This window comes from Mucilaginibacter sp. P4_E8, from assembly GCF_056401495.1.
In genome coordinates this window covers 1-15671 of sequence record NZ_JBFUJG010000120.1, presented here as the reverse complement: position 1 = coordinate 15671, position 15671 = coordinate 1, and the positions used below count along the sequence as shown (strand labels likewise).

The 15671-nt window shown below is 38.8% G+C and carries 11 protein-coding genes; 7 read left to right on the top strand and 4 right to left on the bottom strand.

The window, feature by feature from the left end:
• Window positions 1-43 precede the first annotated feature (43 nt).
• The 3 genes from AC1DRQ_RS24900 to AC1DRQ_RS24890 form a co-directional block, all read right to left on the bottom strand.
• Complete coding sequence (locus tag AC1DRQ_RS24900; protein ID WP_477427849.1) at window positions 44-1024, bottom strand: zinc-dependent alcohol dehydrogenase family protein; 981 nt, start codon at window positions 1022-1024, stop codon at window positions 44-46.
• A 120-nt stretch (window positions 1025-1144) separates the two neighbouring features.
• On the bottom strand, window positions 1145-2548 hold the full coding sequence (locus tag AC1DRQ_RS24895; protein WP_477427847.1) for a sigma-54-dependent transcriptional regulator: 1404 nt from the start codon (window positions 2546-2548) through the stop codon (window positions 1145-1147).
• A complete protein-coding gene (locus tag AC1DRQ_RS24890) occupies window positions 2523-3461 on the bottom strand; it encodes a sensor histidine kinase (protein WP_477427845.1) in 939 nt (312 codons plus the stop codon). Before AC1DRQ_RS24890 ends, AC1DRQ_RS24895 begins: the two co-directional genes overlap by 26 nt.
• A 358-nt stretch (window positions 3462-3819) precedes the next feature.
• Between AC1DRQ_RS24890 and AC1DRQ_RS24885 the strand changes: the two genes are divergently transcribed.
• The 7 genes from AC1DRQ_RS24885 to AC1DRQ_RS24855 all read left to right on the top strand — a co-directional run bounded on the left by AC1DRQ_RS24885 (window position 3820) and on the right by AC1DRQ_RS24855 (window position 14416).
• On the top strand, window positions 3820-7959 hold the full coding sequence (locus AC1DRQ_RS24885; protein ID WP_477427843.1) for a sigma-54-dependent Fis family transcriptional regulator: 4140 nt from the start codon (window positions 3820-3822) through the stop codon (window positions 7957-7959).
• 1708 nt (window positions 7960-9667) lie between these two features.
• Window positions 9668-10756: a hypothetical protein gene (locus tag AC1DRQ_RS24880; RefSeq protein ID WP_477427841.1), complete on the top strand. Its 1089-nt coding sequence runs from the start codon at window positions 9668-9670 to the stop codon at window positions 10754-10756.
• A gap of 848 nt (window positions 10757-11604) precedes the next feature.
• Entirely contained in the window at window positions 11605-11997 is a 393-nt protein-coding gene (locus AC1DRQ_RS24875) for a DUF7674 family protein (protein ID WP_477427839.1), read from the top strand.
• A gap of 184 nt (window positions 11998-12181) precedes the next feature.
• Window positions 12182-12457: a hypothetical protein gene (locus AC1DRQ_RS24870; protein ID WP_477427837.1), complete on the top strand. Its 276-nt coding sequence runs from the start codon at window positions 12182-12184 to the stop codon at window positions 12455-12457.
• On the top strand, window positions 12457-13059 hold the full coding sequence (locus AC1DRQ_RS24865; RefSeq protein ID WP_477427835.1) for an alpha-ketoglutarate-dependent dioxygenase AlkB family protein: 603 nt from the start codon (window positions 12457-12459) through the stop codon (window positions 13057-13059). Before AC1DRQ_RS24870 ends, AC1DRQ_RS24865 begins: the two co-directional genes overlap by 1 nt.
• A complete protein-coding gene (locus tag AC1DRQ_RS24860) occupies window positions 13049-13462 on the top strand; it encodes an SDR family NAD(P)-dependent oxidoreductase (RefSeq protein ID WP_477427833.1) in 414 nt (137 codons plus the stop codon). The genes AC1DRQ_RS24865 and AC1DRQ_RS24860 overlap by 11 nt, the downstream gene beginning before the upstream one ends.
• A gap of 417 nt (window positions 13463-13879) precedes the next feature.
• Window positions 13880-14416, top strand: a complete 537-nt coding sequence (locus AC1DRQ_RS24855) for a GNAT family N-acetyltransferase (protein ID WP_477427831.1) — start codon at window positions 13880-13882, stop codon at window positions 14414-14416.
• A gap of 245 nt (window positions 14417-14661) precedes the next feature.
• On the opposite strand, the gene AC1DRQ_RS24850 is transcribed toward AC1DRQ_RS24855, so the two are convergent.
• The gene (locus tag AC1DRQ_RS24850) at window positions 14662-15354 is read right to left on the bottom strand and encodes a class I SAM-dependent methyltransferase (protein WP_477427829.1); all 693 of its coding nucleotides are present in this window, start codon (window positions 15352-15354) and stop codon (window positions 14662-14664) included.
• Window positions 15355-15671: the final 317 nt, after the last annotated feature.

Genomic DNA, 15671 nt, shown 5'->3' with positions numbered 1-15671 from the left:
CATTACTGCTTCCGGCTTTTACCAAAGTATTATCTATCAAAAATTATGCTACATCAATCACGATTTTACCTTCTCTGGCTCCGTTTGCGACATCCTTATAGGCGTCCATGGTTTTCTCTAAAGGGAAGATCTTAGGTGATACCTGCGGAAATAACTCACCGTTTTCAACCATCTCAGTGGCAAACCTTAGAATTTCACCGTGATGAGCCCTGTCTGTTTTTGATAATATCGGATGTAGTGTAAAGACACCGGAATAGGTGGCACCTTTGAATGACAATGGAGCGAGGCTATGGTTTCCCCATCCTAAAATACTGATAACATGTCCGGTATAGCGCTTAACAGCCTTAAACGAATTGTCCAGAACAGGACCACCAACATTATCCATTACAATATCAAACCCCTTCCCATCGGTATATTCCGCAACATATTCCTCCAACGGGGTCTGGCGATCTATTGGTGTTGCTCCGTAACTTTTAATTAAATCGAATTTGTCTGCGCTAACAGTAGCATACACCTCAGCGCCACGCGCTTTGGCAATTTGTACAGCCAGGTGACCAACACCGCCGCTGCCGCCATGGATCAGCACTTTTTGTCCGACATGAACATTTGCCCTGTCTACTATTCCTTCCCAGGCGGTAATAAAAATAAGGGGTAAAGCCGCGCTATCATGAAAAGAAAGATTTTTAGGTTTGAGTGCTAATAGATTTGCGTTGGCTGCTACATATTCGGCCAAAGAACCGGGATTGCCGCCAACACCGCCGATCATTCCATACACTTCATCTCCTTTTTTGAAATCTGTTACACCCTCGCCAATGGATTCAATCACACCACTAACATCGATCCCGATAATAGCTGGTAATTTGGTTTGGGCATGTGCTGCCTGGCCTACCATTATTTTAAGGTCCAACGGGTTTAATCCACTGGATTTTACTTTTATCAGAACCTCGCCGGGTCCGGCTATAGGGTTTGGCACGGTTTCCAATTGTAACGGTTCACTATAAGAATTTAATACTAAAGCTTTCATTATTTATCTTTTTAATTAACACAAATGTCTGGGTAAAACATTGCGGAATCAGGTACTTTGAAGAGTAAATTTTGTACAATTCGGTCAACCATGCCTGGCAATTCCATGATGGAAACAAAGCTAAATTTCTGATAAGCTATTATAAGATTCGGGGCCAAAATATTTGTTGATCCCCAGTTTTCGCATCCTTGATTTTAGGGTAGAGCCATTAATGTCAAGCAGTTCTGCTGCGCCGCCTGCGCCGTATATTTTCCAATTGCAATGCTCAAGGGCTTTGAGGATATGGTCGCGTTCATTTTCAGAAATGGTTTTAAACTGTTTATAAACACCTGATTTAGCTGGCGTAGAAACAGGCAAATCAATAGCTGTAATTCTTCCTGAGGGGGTAAATAGAACAGCTCGTTCTATTATATTTTCGAGTTCCCTGACATTTCCTGGCCAGCGGTAGTTTTGAAGTTCTTTCCGTATGGCTGGCGATAAACCGGTAATAGATTTTCCTTGTTTAGCCGCATAATAATCAATGAAATAATCAGACAATAACGAAATATCGTTATCCCTCATGCGGAGAGGAGGTAACGTAATTGGGAAAACACTTAGCCTGTAGTATAAATCCGTGCGGAAATTTCCAGAATCGATTTCGGTAAGCAAATCCTTATTGGTAGCTGCGATAATTCGTACATCGACTTTTTTCGGTTTACCGGCAATCGGTTCGATTTCACGCTCTTGTAATACTCTTAGAAACTTGACCTGGAGGTCAGGAGACATCTCACCAATTTCATCCAAAAATATGGTTCCGGAATCTGCAAGTTCGAACTTACCTGTTCTTTTGTCAACTGCTCCGGTGAATGCGCCTCGTTCATGGCCAAATAATTCCGACTCTATTAGATTAGCAGGTATGGCCGCACAGTTGACCACAATAAATGGCTTATTGAACCGGGGCGATATTTGGTGAATGAGCTTCGCAATTAGTTCCTTACCTGTTCCGCTTTCCCCTGTAATTAAAACCGTCGTATCCTCCGGCCCAACTATTTTTACTTTTTCAATGCTTTTTTCCATGGAAGCACTGTTGCCGATTAGACCCGGAAATTCCCCTTCAACCGCGTTGAAAGTGCCAACACCATTCGCTTTTTCAATTTTTGCAAAAATCCTGAATTTCTCCTTATGCCGGTATTGGGCTATTTCTAACATGGCAAGCACGTCTTTTTTGCGAAAAGGTTTAACCAAAAAACCATAAGGCATCGTATGTTTGGCCATTTCAATGATTTGCTTCTCCGGATTGCCTGAAAGAAATATAAACGGAATTTGACTCTTGTTCAGCACATTGGCCAGGTCAATGCCATTAAGGGCACCTTTTAGAAATATATCTAACAAGACAATATCCGGTTTTTCCTGCTCGATAATACGTACTGCCTCCGGCACAGATTTTGCAATGGGCAACACCCTGTAGCCTGCGCTCTTAAGCGCTATGCCAATGTTATTGGCTTCAATAAATTCGTCTTCAACTATTAAGATATTTGCCTTCATCTTTTACTCCATTTTCATGCGCTGGTTCATAGATATTTTGGTCAAACCATACAGTTATAATTGTACCCTGATGTGAGGAAATGGTTATCTCGCCATCCATCTCGCCGGCAAGCCCGTTCATTAAGCCCATTCCCAATGTGTTTTCTATTAGTTGATAACCTTCCGGCAAACCGATTCCATCATCTGAAATAGTTAATTTTACGCGGTTTCCGTACAGTTGCATATTGACCTGCACAATTCCAGGTCGATGATCAGGAAAAGCATGTTTGAGCGTATTCGTTAAAGCTTCGTTAATAATAAGGCCAACGGGCACCGCCTGGCTTACCTGCAGCTCCAAAGCCGTGACATCCAATTTAATATTGATATTCGATGGCGACCCAAAACTTTGAAACAGGTAACGAACAAATTCATTCAAATACCCTGCGACATCTACCAATCCTAAATCTTTTCTGCGATAAAGTTTTTTATGAATGAGAGACATCGCATAAACGCGGTGCTGGCTCATTTCAATAGCATTAAGAGCATCATCTTTTAGATAGGTTGCCTGGGATTCCAACAGGCTGAAAATCGTATGGAGATTGTTTTTAACACGATGATGTATTTCTTTCAGCAGCCATTGCCTTTCCCTGCTTATGCGGACAAGTAACCTTTCCTTTTCAGCGATAATGTCATTTTTTTCGATTAACTCCCTGTTTTTCTGCCTTACAATTCGGTAGCAAAAAAAGGCAAGCCCAACAACGCAGAAAATCAGCCAGCCGATCAAAAACTTATAAAAGGCAGGTAAAATAAAGGTGCCGGATATTTCCGATATGTTGGATTTATAGGCAGCAGCACGTAATCCCTGCATACTAAAAATCGTAACAAGAAATATGGTTGGAAATTTTTTGAAAATAAAATTACTTCCTTGGTTCACTGTTAAACACATCGCTAAAGACTATTAGGTCAATCAGTAAAAAACCCAATTGCCAATGGCAGAAAACACAATTAGCAATTGTAATTCCAGGCCATTTTATTATAAAATTACTAAAATTACTTACAATAATAATTTTTCTCCCGCAGGTAAAACAAAGCTCCGGTTACCAATCGTGTATTACGATGATGGATTTTTAGAAAATCGTTAAATATCACGATTGATAATTTCCTTATGAAGTATAACAGATTTGAAATCAATCAAATAACATAGGCACAAGAGTTGCGTAAGCAAAAAAAAATATCTTTCAATAATTCTTGCCTGACAGAAATGCRGGTGATTCAACTACGGAAAATAGTCTATGAATGACATTTATAAAAACTGGATACATGGGTTGGATTCCCAGGATTATCTCTCCGTATTTGCGGAACATTATTATAATCGTACGGAAGCTGATTTTGTACAATTGCTTACTGAACCGGGCTCTGAGAAAAGATTTAAAAATTGTTACACTTATTGCCGGAGTAGCGACTTTAGTTATTCAAACGCGTTGCAACATAAATCTTGCGTTGAAAATATGTTTCTTGATAATGATATCGAGTACACTGACTTTTACTATATAGATGGAGAACGGGCTCCAAGTACATTTTTGCAGGAGCTGGGGTATTGCCAGCTGTTTTTTATTCCGGTTATTCATGCGGATCAGCAGATTGCATTGCTGTGTATTTATTTTTCCCATGAAAACAGGCCAGACCCAGCATTACTTCAAAAGATAAGGGAAGAGTTTACGATGGTGCTGGATACCGTTATGAAGTTTAATGCCAAGCCTTGGGTATCTGGTATTTCAGTAAGTTTTACGCGCGAGCTTGCATTTGTCCGAACGAGAAAGCAACTTGCTGAATTACTGGAAACCCAATTAAAACCATTGATTGGGTTTAATTACTCCACCATACTTTTACTGGAAAGTGAATCGGCCGAGATAAATGATTTTTTTGAGGAATTGCATGTTAATATTCCTGATTATCCGTTTGTTTCCCATTTTCATCTGGATAAAGCATCACTTAACGACCAACTGATTCAACATACTTTTTTTTCAGATCAACTAATTGGGTTGGATTTTGAACAGTTTGATATTAATTCAAATGTCTTGCCATTATTGGTCAAGGATGAAAAAAGATTTTCCGATGTCATTATCTATAACCTGTATGGTGGGGCTGAAGTGATTGGTAAGTGGATCATGTTGTTTAATAAACTCCTTGATCCGCCAATCGACCAGGAGCTGTTGTTATTAACGGCTAATTTACTTACCCTGAGCGTTGGAAAGATCCTCTCATATGAGCGCTTAAGGATGATTGAATGCGAACGGGAGGATTTACGGTCGCTGGCAATGGATTTTTCTATCATTAACGAGAAGAAGGCCTTACTTAATATTTTTCATCAAAAATTATCGAAGCTTTTCGACTTTAATTATACGCTGATCTCCTTAATTAATGATGATGAAACTACCGTAAGTGCATTTTTGCGGGATACCAATTCACGTGCACGAAATCATCCACGATACCAGGAAGTGGTTGCCGGGAAATTCCCTATCGCAGATGGTGTACATAATAAGCTGCTACTATCCCACGAGCCAATTACGTTCGATCTGGACGCATTGAGGAAAAGAAATGATATGCCTGGCTATTTTCAAATCATGTATGAAAGTGGTATCAGAAGAGTATGTGCCGTTCACTTAATGATTCGTTCAAAAGTTATAGGCTTTTGGTGGCTTTGTTACATGGAAAATGGAAGTTTAACTTCCCAAAAAACAGACCTGATGAAGGCGGTTTCGGTACAGTTGTCAATCGCAGTTGACAATATCAAAACGAACGAGTTTAACAGAGAACGCGAATCAGAAACGGCAAATTTGTTTAAATTAAATTTCGGTTTGGCCAAAGTCCGAAACGGAGGCGATTTACAATCGGCTTTATGGCAAAATCTTTCTAAGCTGCTTGAATATGACGAAGTAACCATTATGGTTGTGGACGGTCAATTTGCTTATCGTACACTTATCGCAATCAGTAAAACAGATTCCCTAATCGGCCTGCACTATGAAGAAGGTTTTAAGCCAATGCTTCTGTCCCACACACTAAATACGGATGAGTTATCAATCCTGGATCTCAGCATGGTCCTGCGCAATACAGAAATGCCCGAACATCTAATTAAGGAATATGATCGGGGTATGCGCGAGAAAATATTTATAACGCTGCGTCTTGAGGAAAATATGAAAGCAATTATAGCGGTAAACTTGATCAAAAAAAACACGTTGAGTGATGATAAGTTAGGACTGATCAAGGCTGTATTTTACCAGATTGCTTTTTCTATTAATACGATTCTCGCTAACGAGAAAATCATTAAAAGACAAGCGGAGCGTGATTTACTATTATCATTAAATGCACATATCTCTGGGATCAAAACTAATGATGAACTTTTAAACTGTATCAGGCAGTATGTTCAGCCAACGCTCGGATGTGTGCAAACCTTATTAATGAAGGTTTGCGAAAATGAGCAGGAAGCAGTCGTACTTTTTCCCTCATCAGAACCGGAAAATAAATCAGGACAGAACCTCCCTGTAGTTATTCCTCATCGTTATTTTCTTAATGACGGTATTTTGAATGTAGCCTTGAATGCTTTGGAACCTGTCATTTTCAATCTTGACAAAACGGCCAATTCAGGACTTCCTCCGGCGTACCTTTTAATTCCGGAATTCCGAAATGCAAATTATTTAATGATTGCCAAGTTAACCAGGGAACAGAAAACCATTGGTTTTTGGCTCATTTTTTATCAAAATTCGCTTACCATTGACAATACGGAAAGAAACTTTATTAAAGGAATTGCAGGGCAATTATCACTGGCATTAACCAATATCGACTATGATAAACGTACAAAAAGGCAGGAACTGGAAAATGTTAATCTGTTCGATTTTACAGAACTCCTATCCAAAATTGGTCCTTCTGAATTATTCGCCACCGGCCTGGCTCAACAGTTTAAATCGCTCTTCAATATTCAGGCTTATGTGATTTACAGAATTGAAAATGGCTCTTCCCAAATTATACCTTATCTATGCAATGACTTTTCTTTGGCCGATTTGGAAAGAAAAACGTGGAATGATATATCAGCTGAGGGAACTTGTTTTCTTGAAGAGGTAATAAGGTGCACTAACCTGGTAACCTTTAACCCGAATAACAAAGATTGGCAAAGCAAAAACGAAGACTTATTCAAGCTTACAAAAGGCTATAAAAATAATAATTGCATTGGTTTCTCGTGGAAAACAGGAGAAAAGCCAGTTGCTGTGATTGTTTTTTGGACCACCATTAATACAGGAATTATGGAAAACTGTAATGTATGGAAATCCATCTGCACCCAATTGGGAATTGCTATTTCAAATATGTTTGCAAACCAACAATTAGAGGTACTTTCAACGCAATTGCAAACCGTTGATCCACTTGCCGATTTGGAAGAGGTTTTAATAAGTGAAGAAAATCCAATAAATCACCTCGATGCAAATTATATTATTGGTTCAAGTGAAGAGATGAAGAAAGCATACATGTTAGTTGGCGAGGTTGCATTAACCGACAGCACAGTTCTCATTCTCGGTGAAACAGGCACAGGCAAGGAGTTAATTGCGCGGGCAATCCATGAAAATTCTACCCGCAAATTAAAACCGATGATTAAGGTAAACTGCGCGGCGCTTCCGGCCAATTTGATAGAAAGTGAGCTATTTGGGCATGAAAGAGGGGCATTTACAGGCGCTTTGGAAAGACGATTGGGAAAATTTGAACAAGCACATCAGGGAACCTTGTTCCTGGATGAAATTGGTGAGATGCCATTAGAAATGCAAGTCAAATTATTACGCGCATTGCAGGAAAAAGAAATCGAAAGAATTGGTGGTAAGGCATCTATTAAAGTAAACGTGCGAATTGTGGTAGCTACTAACAGGGATCTGCGAAAGGAAATGGAAGAAGGACGGTTCCGGAGCGATCTTTTTTACCGGTTAAACGTTTTTCCGATCCATTTGCCGGCCCTGCGGCATCGAAAGGATGATATTGCCCTTCTCACGCGCTATTTTATTGACCGGTATGCCAAAAAAATAGGTAAAAAAATAAATGTAATCAGTAAGAGTGTGCTGCAAGAAATGAAACAATACCACTGGCCAGGAAACGTCCGTGAACTGGAACATATGGTCGAGCGAAATGTCCTGATGACCAAAGGCGAACATTTCAAAAGAATTGACTTGCCGGTAGTTGTGGCGTCCGCAACACATTTTGTCATAGAAGAGGACGGCATTCCCTGCAGTTTGGAGGACAACGAACGCAAACATATTTTAGCGGCATTAAAATATTGTGCCGGCAAAATTAATGGCAAAAGCGGGGCCGCGACATTGTTAGGTGTTCCTGCAAGTACTCTTAATTCCCGAATGCAAAGATTGAATATTAAAAAGCAGCACTTTGAAGTTACATAAACGGGATAGGTCCGGATCATTTGAACAATTAAATCCGGTATAAATTACAGTTGTTACATGCCTGTAATGAATCGGCGACAACAAATGGTCTGCCGGGCGCATTTGACAGTTTGTTTTAAATATCCTTATCAATTAAGTAGTTGCTTGAATTTGTTATGGTATTTCACCAAAATTATTATGGTTCCTCTTTCACTTGTCACATGATTGTCAGACCAGTTGTATAATTCTAAGATTAATTTTCCCATAGGTCTTAAAATTGTAGCTTCATAGGTGTACGCTAAACACTATCCTATGAAAACAGACATCAATTTGAAAAAGCGAGTTTTAAAGACTTTGAAAATATTCCATACCTGAATGCTTTTGAAAGAGCAGAGGCCTTCCAGGAATTTACCGCTTATATGGTAAAAAACGGATAAATGAATTTTCGATTCATGACCAGTATTAATGGTTGTGGTCCGGAAATGTGGGTAACCTGGGCGTTTCGGCGATATGTTACACCCTATTCCGTGGCAAAACTGACCACCTATTTGCTGGCAAAGAAATGCAGCTCATGCTTTAGCAGCATAAACAAAGATAATTATTTACCGATTTTCATTTAGCCCGCCGCCACTCAAGCCATAACATCTTTATTTTTTTTGAAGCTTAATACTTCGGGTAAATTACCTGGTATGTCCTTCTGGTGATGGCCGTTCATCGCTTTAATAGAGGCATTCCAGAGCGACTTCGCATACATAATGAGGCTTCCGGTCAACTCGTTCCTCCGGAAACGGTATTCGGCATTTAAACAGTACCGCCGGTATCTAAAGCATAATTACAAAAAAGGGGTGGTCAGTTTGGTCCGGAATCAGGTGGTCACTTTGGTCCGGAATACCGTGGTCACTTTAAATCGGAATCAGGTGGTCAGTTTGAGCGGAATCTCCAATTAACTAACAGAATTTAAAAACCTGCATTTTGAATGCTAAAAAGTGCTTTAAACATAAAAAAGCCACTTAGTTTATCACTAAATGGCTTATGATTGCTGTGGTATCAGCTGGGATCGAACCAGCGACACAAGGATTTTCAGTCTTTTTCTTGCGCTGTCAGAACCGTCACAAAAACTGCTCTGATTGCTTTTAATTAGCGATTTTACGAAATTTTTTATTGATACACAAATCTTTTGTGCCTTTTTTGTGCCCTTTTTAGATTTGCTAAATGGTGTCGCTTTTTGTGATTTTTTGTTTTTTGCAGGCGGTAACAATCGGAGCAATAAATGATGAATCGGAAATCACATTAATTTTGATTTTCGGTGGTCTTGGTTTGGCGCCCGAGCGTTTTCCCTACTCTCTTAGCCCTGGCCAGGCCGAATTAAGTCTGCTTCAATAACATATTCAACGTACGTTTTCCCGCCGGGGAATTAATGAACATGTCCAATATTCAAAATTCTAATTTATGAACAGTCAATTTAGGCGCATTTTAATACTGTTCGAAATCGGTCGTTTTTGTACAGGATCCTTTAAATACAAAATGAAAAAAAACTACATATCTGTATCGGTTAAAACTCCTTGATGTTTTTTTCATATCTCATAAATTCGTTTTGGCTAAATTCACGATTTCGTTTTAACCGATACACTTGAAATAAGTATCTTCGACTTAAGAATTCTTAGCAATATGTATGTAAATGTCTGCTTAACAAAACAGACACTAAACACCTAAACCAATTTAAATAATTATGGTATCACAGTTAGAATTTCTTATTAAAAATTGCAATAATATCGACGAGGGTCAAATTATTTTGGCTAAAAACATTCTCAATATTAGATATGGAATAAATGGTACGGGAAAAAGTACTATTACCAAAGCGATTAAATTCGGTGCAGAAGATAAATCGAAGCTAATTCAACTTACACCGTTTAAGTTATTAGAGACAGATACAACGATTACGCCAGAGGTAACTTGTTCTGAAAACATTAATTCTGTATTGATTTTTAATGAAGAATATCTCAATCAGTTTCTTTACAAAGAAGATGAATTAATTGATAATAGTTATGAGATTTTCATTAAAACCGCGGAATTTCAAGGCTATACAGATCAGATTGATATTTTATTAAAGCAGATTAAGGACGTATTTTCAGGGAATAATGAACTTGAAGCAATTATTCTAGACTTTGAAGGGCTATCTAAAAGTTTTACTATGACCCAATCAGGTTTGTCTAAAACTTCGCCATTGGTAAAGGGGCTAAAAGACGGGAATAAAATACACAATATCCCCAAGGAACTTAAAGGTTACTCGAAACTTATAAAAGATAAAAGCTGTGTAAGTTGGTTAGGATGGCAAGTTCAGGGCGAACAATTTCTAACTATATCCGACGATTGCCCGTATTGCACTTCATCTACAAAAGAAACAAAAGAAATTATAAATAGTGTATCGAAGGTTTATGACCAAACCGTTATCAAGAAGTTTAGTATAATTCTTGATGCTTTAAAAAATCTTGGTGAATATCTGTCCGAATCAGCCAACGCAACCCTAAAAGCAATTACTGAGAAAACAACCGGTTTGGAAAAGGCCGAAGAGGACTATATTATAGAGGTAAAAAAACAAATAGATAACCTTTTAATAAAACTAAAGGATTTAACTCAGGCTGTTATGGTTTTTGGATCATATTCATCGCATCGCTCCACATTTTTAACAATCGCCCGTGGGTTGCCGCTATGCCGCCCGATGACCCCACCATAYCGCATGCTGCGGCCGTATTGGGGATTTTCTCGGTTAAAAATAATATGGCACATGCTAATAAGATCAAAACTGAAAGTATTGTAATAACCGAGTTTAAAATTCTTTCAGGCTTAAAATTGTTAAGCAGTCTTTCAACAGCCTGTACCCGGATGAGGATATCGGGCGTAGGTGACGGGTTTGCATTGGATTGTTCATCAGCCATTTTATACAGTATTAAGGTTCAAGCAATTTTACCGGTAGCCTTATCTCGTTATCAATACTTCTCAATCCACCAGGTATCGAAATCAAACGTTGTTAATATGAACAGTATAAATATAAATAATTAAATCTACAATCAACAGTCTACTATTTGAGTTTGAGGGAAAAGGTATTTGGAAATTACAATTGTAAATAACAAGTTTATGGTCTCACATTCAGAAGCAAATAGTGAATATGCAGAAGCAAATTGCGAGGCGATAACTTTAGACGAGCATGAAATTGAGTATAATGAACGTGAACACGAGGAAGGTTATTTTTGATCAGCACGGAAGATCAATGTACTCATTTTTATAGAAGTGACGATGACATCAAGGCGTTTGTAAATTGACTTACTTGAAAAAGACGTCAGCCATATGACTGATGCGGTTAAGCAATCTGAACGTAAAATCGGCCATTGGAAACCTGAAGAGGCATCTAATCGGCTATAAATCACGTAATTCAATAAATACTAACGAACTATTAAGGTCAGAAGATCTATTGACGCGCAAAACGCGGTCCAAAGGTCCTGTCTTGTAAAGACGAGGGCTGACTCGTTTTCCACAGACTGCAAAAGGAAACTGTAATATTAATAACTTAGAAGATATTAAAATTGTGCCCAGCTTTGCATTACATAATAATTGTGGGGCCAGGCATCGTATAGCATTTTTTATTAAAAATCGAAATAACGTTAAGTAATGACTGAAATTAGCCATGAATCTTTTATAAGTGAACTTATAAAAGAATTCCCTATGATGAAAGATGACTTGCTGGATGAAGCTAATTTGGGGTTATTATCCTTACAAGTTGGGCATTTTAGACGATTTGTGCAACAAGCGATCGATATCAGGGATTATGTTACGGTTGAGAGATGTTTTTCTTTTATCGAAGAAAAACTAGATACGGTCGCCCCAGACATACGGAATTTTCTTTATATCTCCGTTCTAAATAAATTGAATATTAACAGGGAAGTTGAGAAATTAATCCATCCAAAGCTAAAAGAGGCTATTGTGGAATTAGGTTTATACTATACCATCCCGTCAAAAAATGAAAAGTTAAACGAGTTCTTAAAGAATTTAGATAAAGATTAAAACATAAAGTAGCAGAGTTTATACGTCCGCTTTCAATGATAAATGGAGTTAAGCCAGGCGAAATTATTTACAAAGCAGGACTCAGGCCATCGCGCTTCGGATTTTCGTTAAATAGGCGTTCCAAAACGATAATTTATACTAAAAATATTAGTATTTTATTTATCTTTGAAAAAATATTTTTACAATGCGGTCAACGGTAAAAACATTCCTTCGGGCCGAAGCGAAAGCCTGGCTGAACCGGCGTAATGGCTCCAGTGAAGTCATTCGTATTGTGCCTGCTTATGCACCCGTAGGGCATCAGTCCTATGAATTATATACTGCTTACGATCAAACCAATGAAGCCTTAGGACGGATTTTGTTTGATACTCAAGGATATTGGATCTATGACGGAAGCGATCTGAGCATTGTTGAGCAGGAAAAGGTAGCCGAATTTATCATCAATTACGTAGAACGGGCATAATGATGGAACAACTGGCTTTATTCGCAGAGGCAGGACGGAGCAAGGGCCTGCCTACCGATTTCCTGGAATACTTTCCCGGTTTGTTTAACCGGCAGGAAAGTGATTTATATTTGCAAAAGTTCATTTCGGAAACCGCGTGGAAACAAACCGTACAAAAGCTATACGATAAGGAAGTGGTTACGCCAAGACTAACGGCCTGGTATGGCGACCTGGGTACCGATTATTCCCATCCAGGTAGGATATCCAACCCTACGCCATGGACAGCCGAATTACTGGCAATCAAAGCAATCGTTGAACCCTTGGCAGGCAGCCGGTTCAATAGCGTGCTGTTGAATTATTACCGCGACGGCAATGACTCTGTGGCCTGGCATAGTGGTAAAGACAAAGTGAGCGGCATCATTGCTGATTTTACAAGTGCCGAATCTATTAATAATCTAATCCGACAACTACCACAGGTAGATATCCTGATCAATAACGTAGCCATTTTTGAGCCGAAAGCTTTCGCGGATATCACCGATAAGGATTGGCTGCGTTTTTTTCGAGATAAATGTACTGAGTGGTATCCGTTTAGCCCGTGCCTACTTTGGTCAAATGTTAAATAGTGACTGGGGACGGATTATTTTTATATCAAGTGAGTCGGCAATACAGATCCCCGAAGAAATGATACACTATGGTATGACCAAAACGGCCCAACTGGCGATTGCCCGCGGTCTGGCCGAGCTAACCAAAGGTACCAGGGTTACCGTAAATTCGGTATTACCCGGACCCACCTTATCAGAAGGCGTTGGTGGCTTTATCGACAACCTGGCCAGAGATCAAAACAAAACTACTGAACAGGTGGAAGTAGATTTCTTCAAAACCATTCGGCCAACTTCCATTATTCAGCGTTTTCTGAGCGCCGGCGAAGTGGCAAACATGGTCACTTACCTGGCCAGCACGCTGGCCTCGGCTACCAATGGTGCTGCCATCAGGGCAGAGGGTGGCTTATTGAAGGGAGCATTTTAAGCGATTTATAGTTTAAATAAATCAATAACAGGGTTTAGACAATATGGGATATCTTTGTCTAAGCCATCGTCAGAAAGGATTGCAAGCTTATCAATCATTCAGTTTTCTGGGTTATTACAAGATTTGGCTACGATGAGATTTTAGGCATTTCGTGTACCTGTTTGATACTCATCAGGGGAGATACTCATCAAATGTCATTCAGCTCGAAACAAATAACTATAAGCCAATGATGGGATATTTTTAATTTTATTGTTGTTCGTGCATGCTGGCTCAACTGGCTATTGCGATATTAATCTGCATGATGGTGAGTGTGGAAAGAAAAGGAAGTAGAAACAAAATTGGCGCTTGATTTTTTTAGACATATTGTTCACGCTGTTTGATGAGTTATAGAGCTAAGTTTTATTTTTGGCGCCAGTTATGCTCGATCCTTTTTACCTGGAATGTGGTGACCTGCTTGTTTGCCCCTTTCGTCCCGAAGATATTGAAAACTATGATCAATGGGTCAACGCTATATGGCAGTTTTTTTCCGATGAAGATATGTTGGTTTTTATTCCGGAAAAAAGACTTGTTAATCTACAAGAAGCTGATGACTGGCTGAAAGTAACCCTTTTGAACTTTCACTCTGGACAGAATTATGTGTACTTTATAACCGATCGAATTACAAAAACACTTTTAGGCGTTATTGATATTATCGCCCCTGTGAAAGCTAAACGGCATTACCGCTTAAGAGAGTACCCTCATTTTATAGAGTTTTATCTGCGAGGCCGATCTACCAATAAGTCGATTATGACAATTTTGCTGCCGCAGGTAGTTAATCAACTCCGGCAACAAGGTGTAAATTCAATTGGAGCCGTCATTAATCGTGAAAATATCGCTGCTGGTAAGGTATTAGTTAAATCTGGATTTCAATTTCGTAAGGTTTTTGATGATAGGCAGGATCTATATGAAATATAATAGGACAGGGTAGACATATTAATGTAAACGTGTCACCCTACTTGTGTGGTATCCATGCTAGTAGACCTTATTAGGGTAAACAGGACATCATCTATCATCCGGTAAGTGGGAAGGACGTGCTAATTTACTTTTTGCCACCTGTGAAGATTGTTTTAAACCTGTTGTCTACGGATTTTCACTCTAGGCATTTTATGGCTTAAAAATCCAGGCTGAAGATATTCTCACAAAAAGATTCGGCGTTAAGCTTATTTCMCTAATATAATTTGATAACCCTCGTAGAGAAGTTTATACCCTTTCGATTGAAGATAAGGAATGGAGTAGGTCCCCTTTCCATAATGTTGGGCAGGTGTTAATTGCGCATTTTCGTTTTTATTTGCTGGTATTATACCAGGCATGGACCGATAATTGTTTATATGAATATCATCGATAAGAATTAAGGCATCGTCAGCTAGAAGGTCATTTTCGAGGATGATTTTACTGTCGCTTAAATGAAGTTGAGCTCCTTCTTCACATGTTTCATGGTGATCCATGTACAGCAAGTCGATTTTTTGCGAAAAATTCTTAAGAAAGTCTGTTGAACCCGTTAAATCATACTTTACATTCCTACTATATCTGGAGGTGATGGTCTTACTTATTTTCATCGCCGTCTCAGAGGGATCCACCGTGTATAACACGTTCTCACTTCCATCGATGATTTCTGCACATACTCTGGTGAAAAGACCAGCACCCCAGTCCCAGCTTTCCGTTTTGTTTTCATTCCAGTAAATGGTATCGTCGCTATAACACCCTGGATTTCCGCCACTAACGAAACTCCTGGATGTCCCGAGTTCTATAATAACATTGTTCTTTTTTGATGATAATTTGTTGAAGACATAGAAAAATGAGTCGTAGCGTTTTTCAAGGTTGTCTTTATAACGAGTAAGGGCTGTTAAGTTCATGTTAAAGCTTGAATGATGATTTGGACACGGATGTTTACAAATTGAAGCAATATTATTATAAATACAAAGGATAGATATCATATTATTTTTACTAACTTATAGGATAACAACAGTTAGGGCTTTCACCTTGGTTTGCGTAATTATTTTGCATATAGGATAGGTGATGGACAAATAAAATTTAAATTTCAAACTGCTAAGCACATATTAAGTCAGCTTTTTGGAATTGAATTTATCACGTGCTAGCATAGATTCATAATGTTTTGATAATATAAAATATCCGAGCATTTCGAATCTCCTTTGATCAGACGGAAAAATTC

What these genes read in the sequence shown, in the direction of transcription:
- AC1DRQ_RS24870 (WP_477427837.1), top strand. Translation starts at nt 12,182, where the DNA reads ATGCGGTCAACGGTAAAAACATTCCTTCGGGCCGAAGCGAAAGCCTGG.
- AC1DRQ_RS24875 (WP_477427839.1), top strand. Translation starts at nt 11,605, where the DNA reads ATGACTGAAATTAGCCATGAATCTTTTATAAGTGAACTTATAAAAGAA.
- AC1DRQ_RS24895 (WP_477427847.1), bottom strand. Translation starts at nt 2,548, where the DNA reads ATGAAGGCAAATATCTTAATAGTTGAAGACGAATTTATTGAAGCCAAT.
- AC1DRQ_RS24885 (WP_477427843.1), top strand. Translation starts at nt 3,820, where the DNA reads ATGAATGACATTTATAAAAACTGGATACATGGGTTGGATTCCCAGGAT.
- AC1DRQ_RS24900 (WP_477427849.1), bottom strand. Translation starts at nt 1,024, where the DNA reads ATGAAAGCTTTAGTATTAAATTCTTATAGTGAACCGTTACAATTGGAA.
- AC1DRQ_RS24855 (WP_477427831.1), top strand. Translation starts at nt 13,880, where the DNA reads ATGCTCGATCCTTTTTACCTGGAATGTGGTGACCTGCTTGTTTGCCCC.
- AC1DRQ_RS24860 (WP_477427833.1), top strand. Translation starts at nt 13,049, where the DNA reads ATGTTAAATAGTGACTGGGGACGGATTATTTTTATATCAAGTGAGTCG.
- AC1DRQ_RS24865 (WP_477427835.1), top strand. Translation starts at nt 12,457, where the DNA reads ATGATGGAACAACTGGCTTTATTCGCAGAGGCAGGACGGAGCAAGGGC.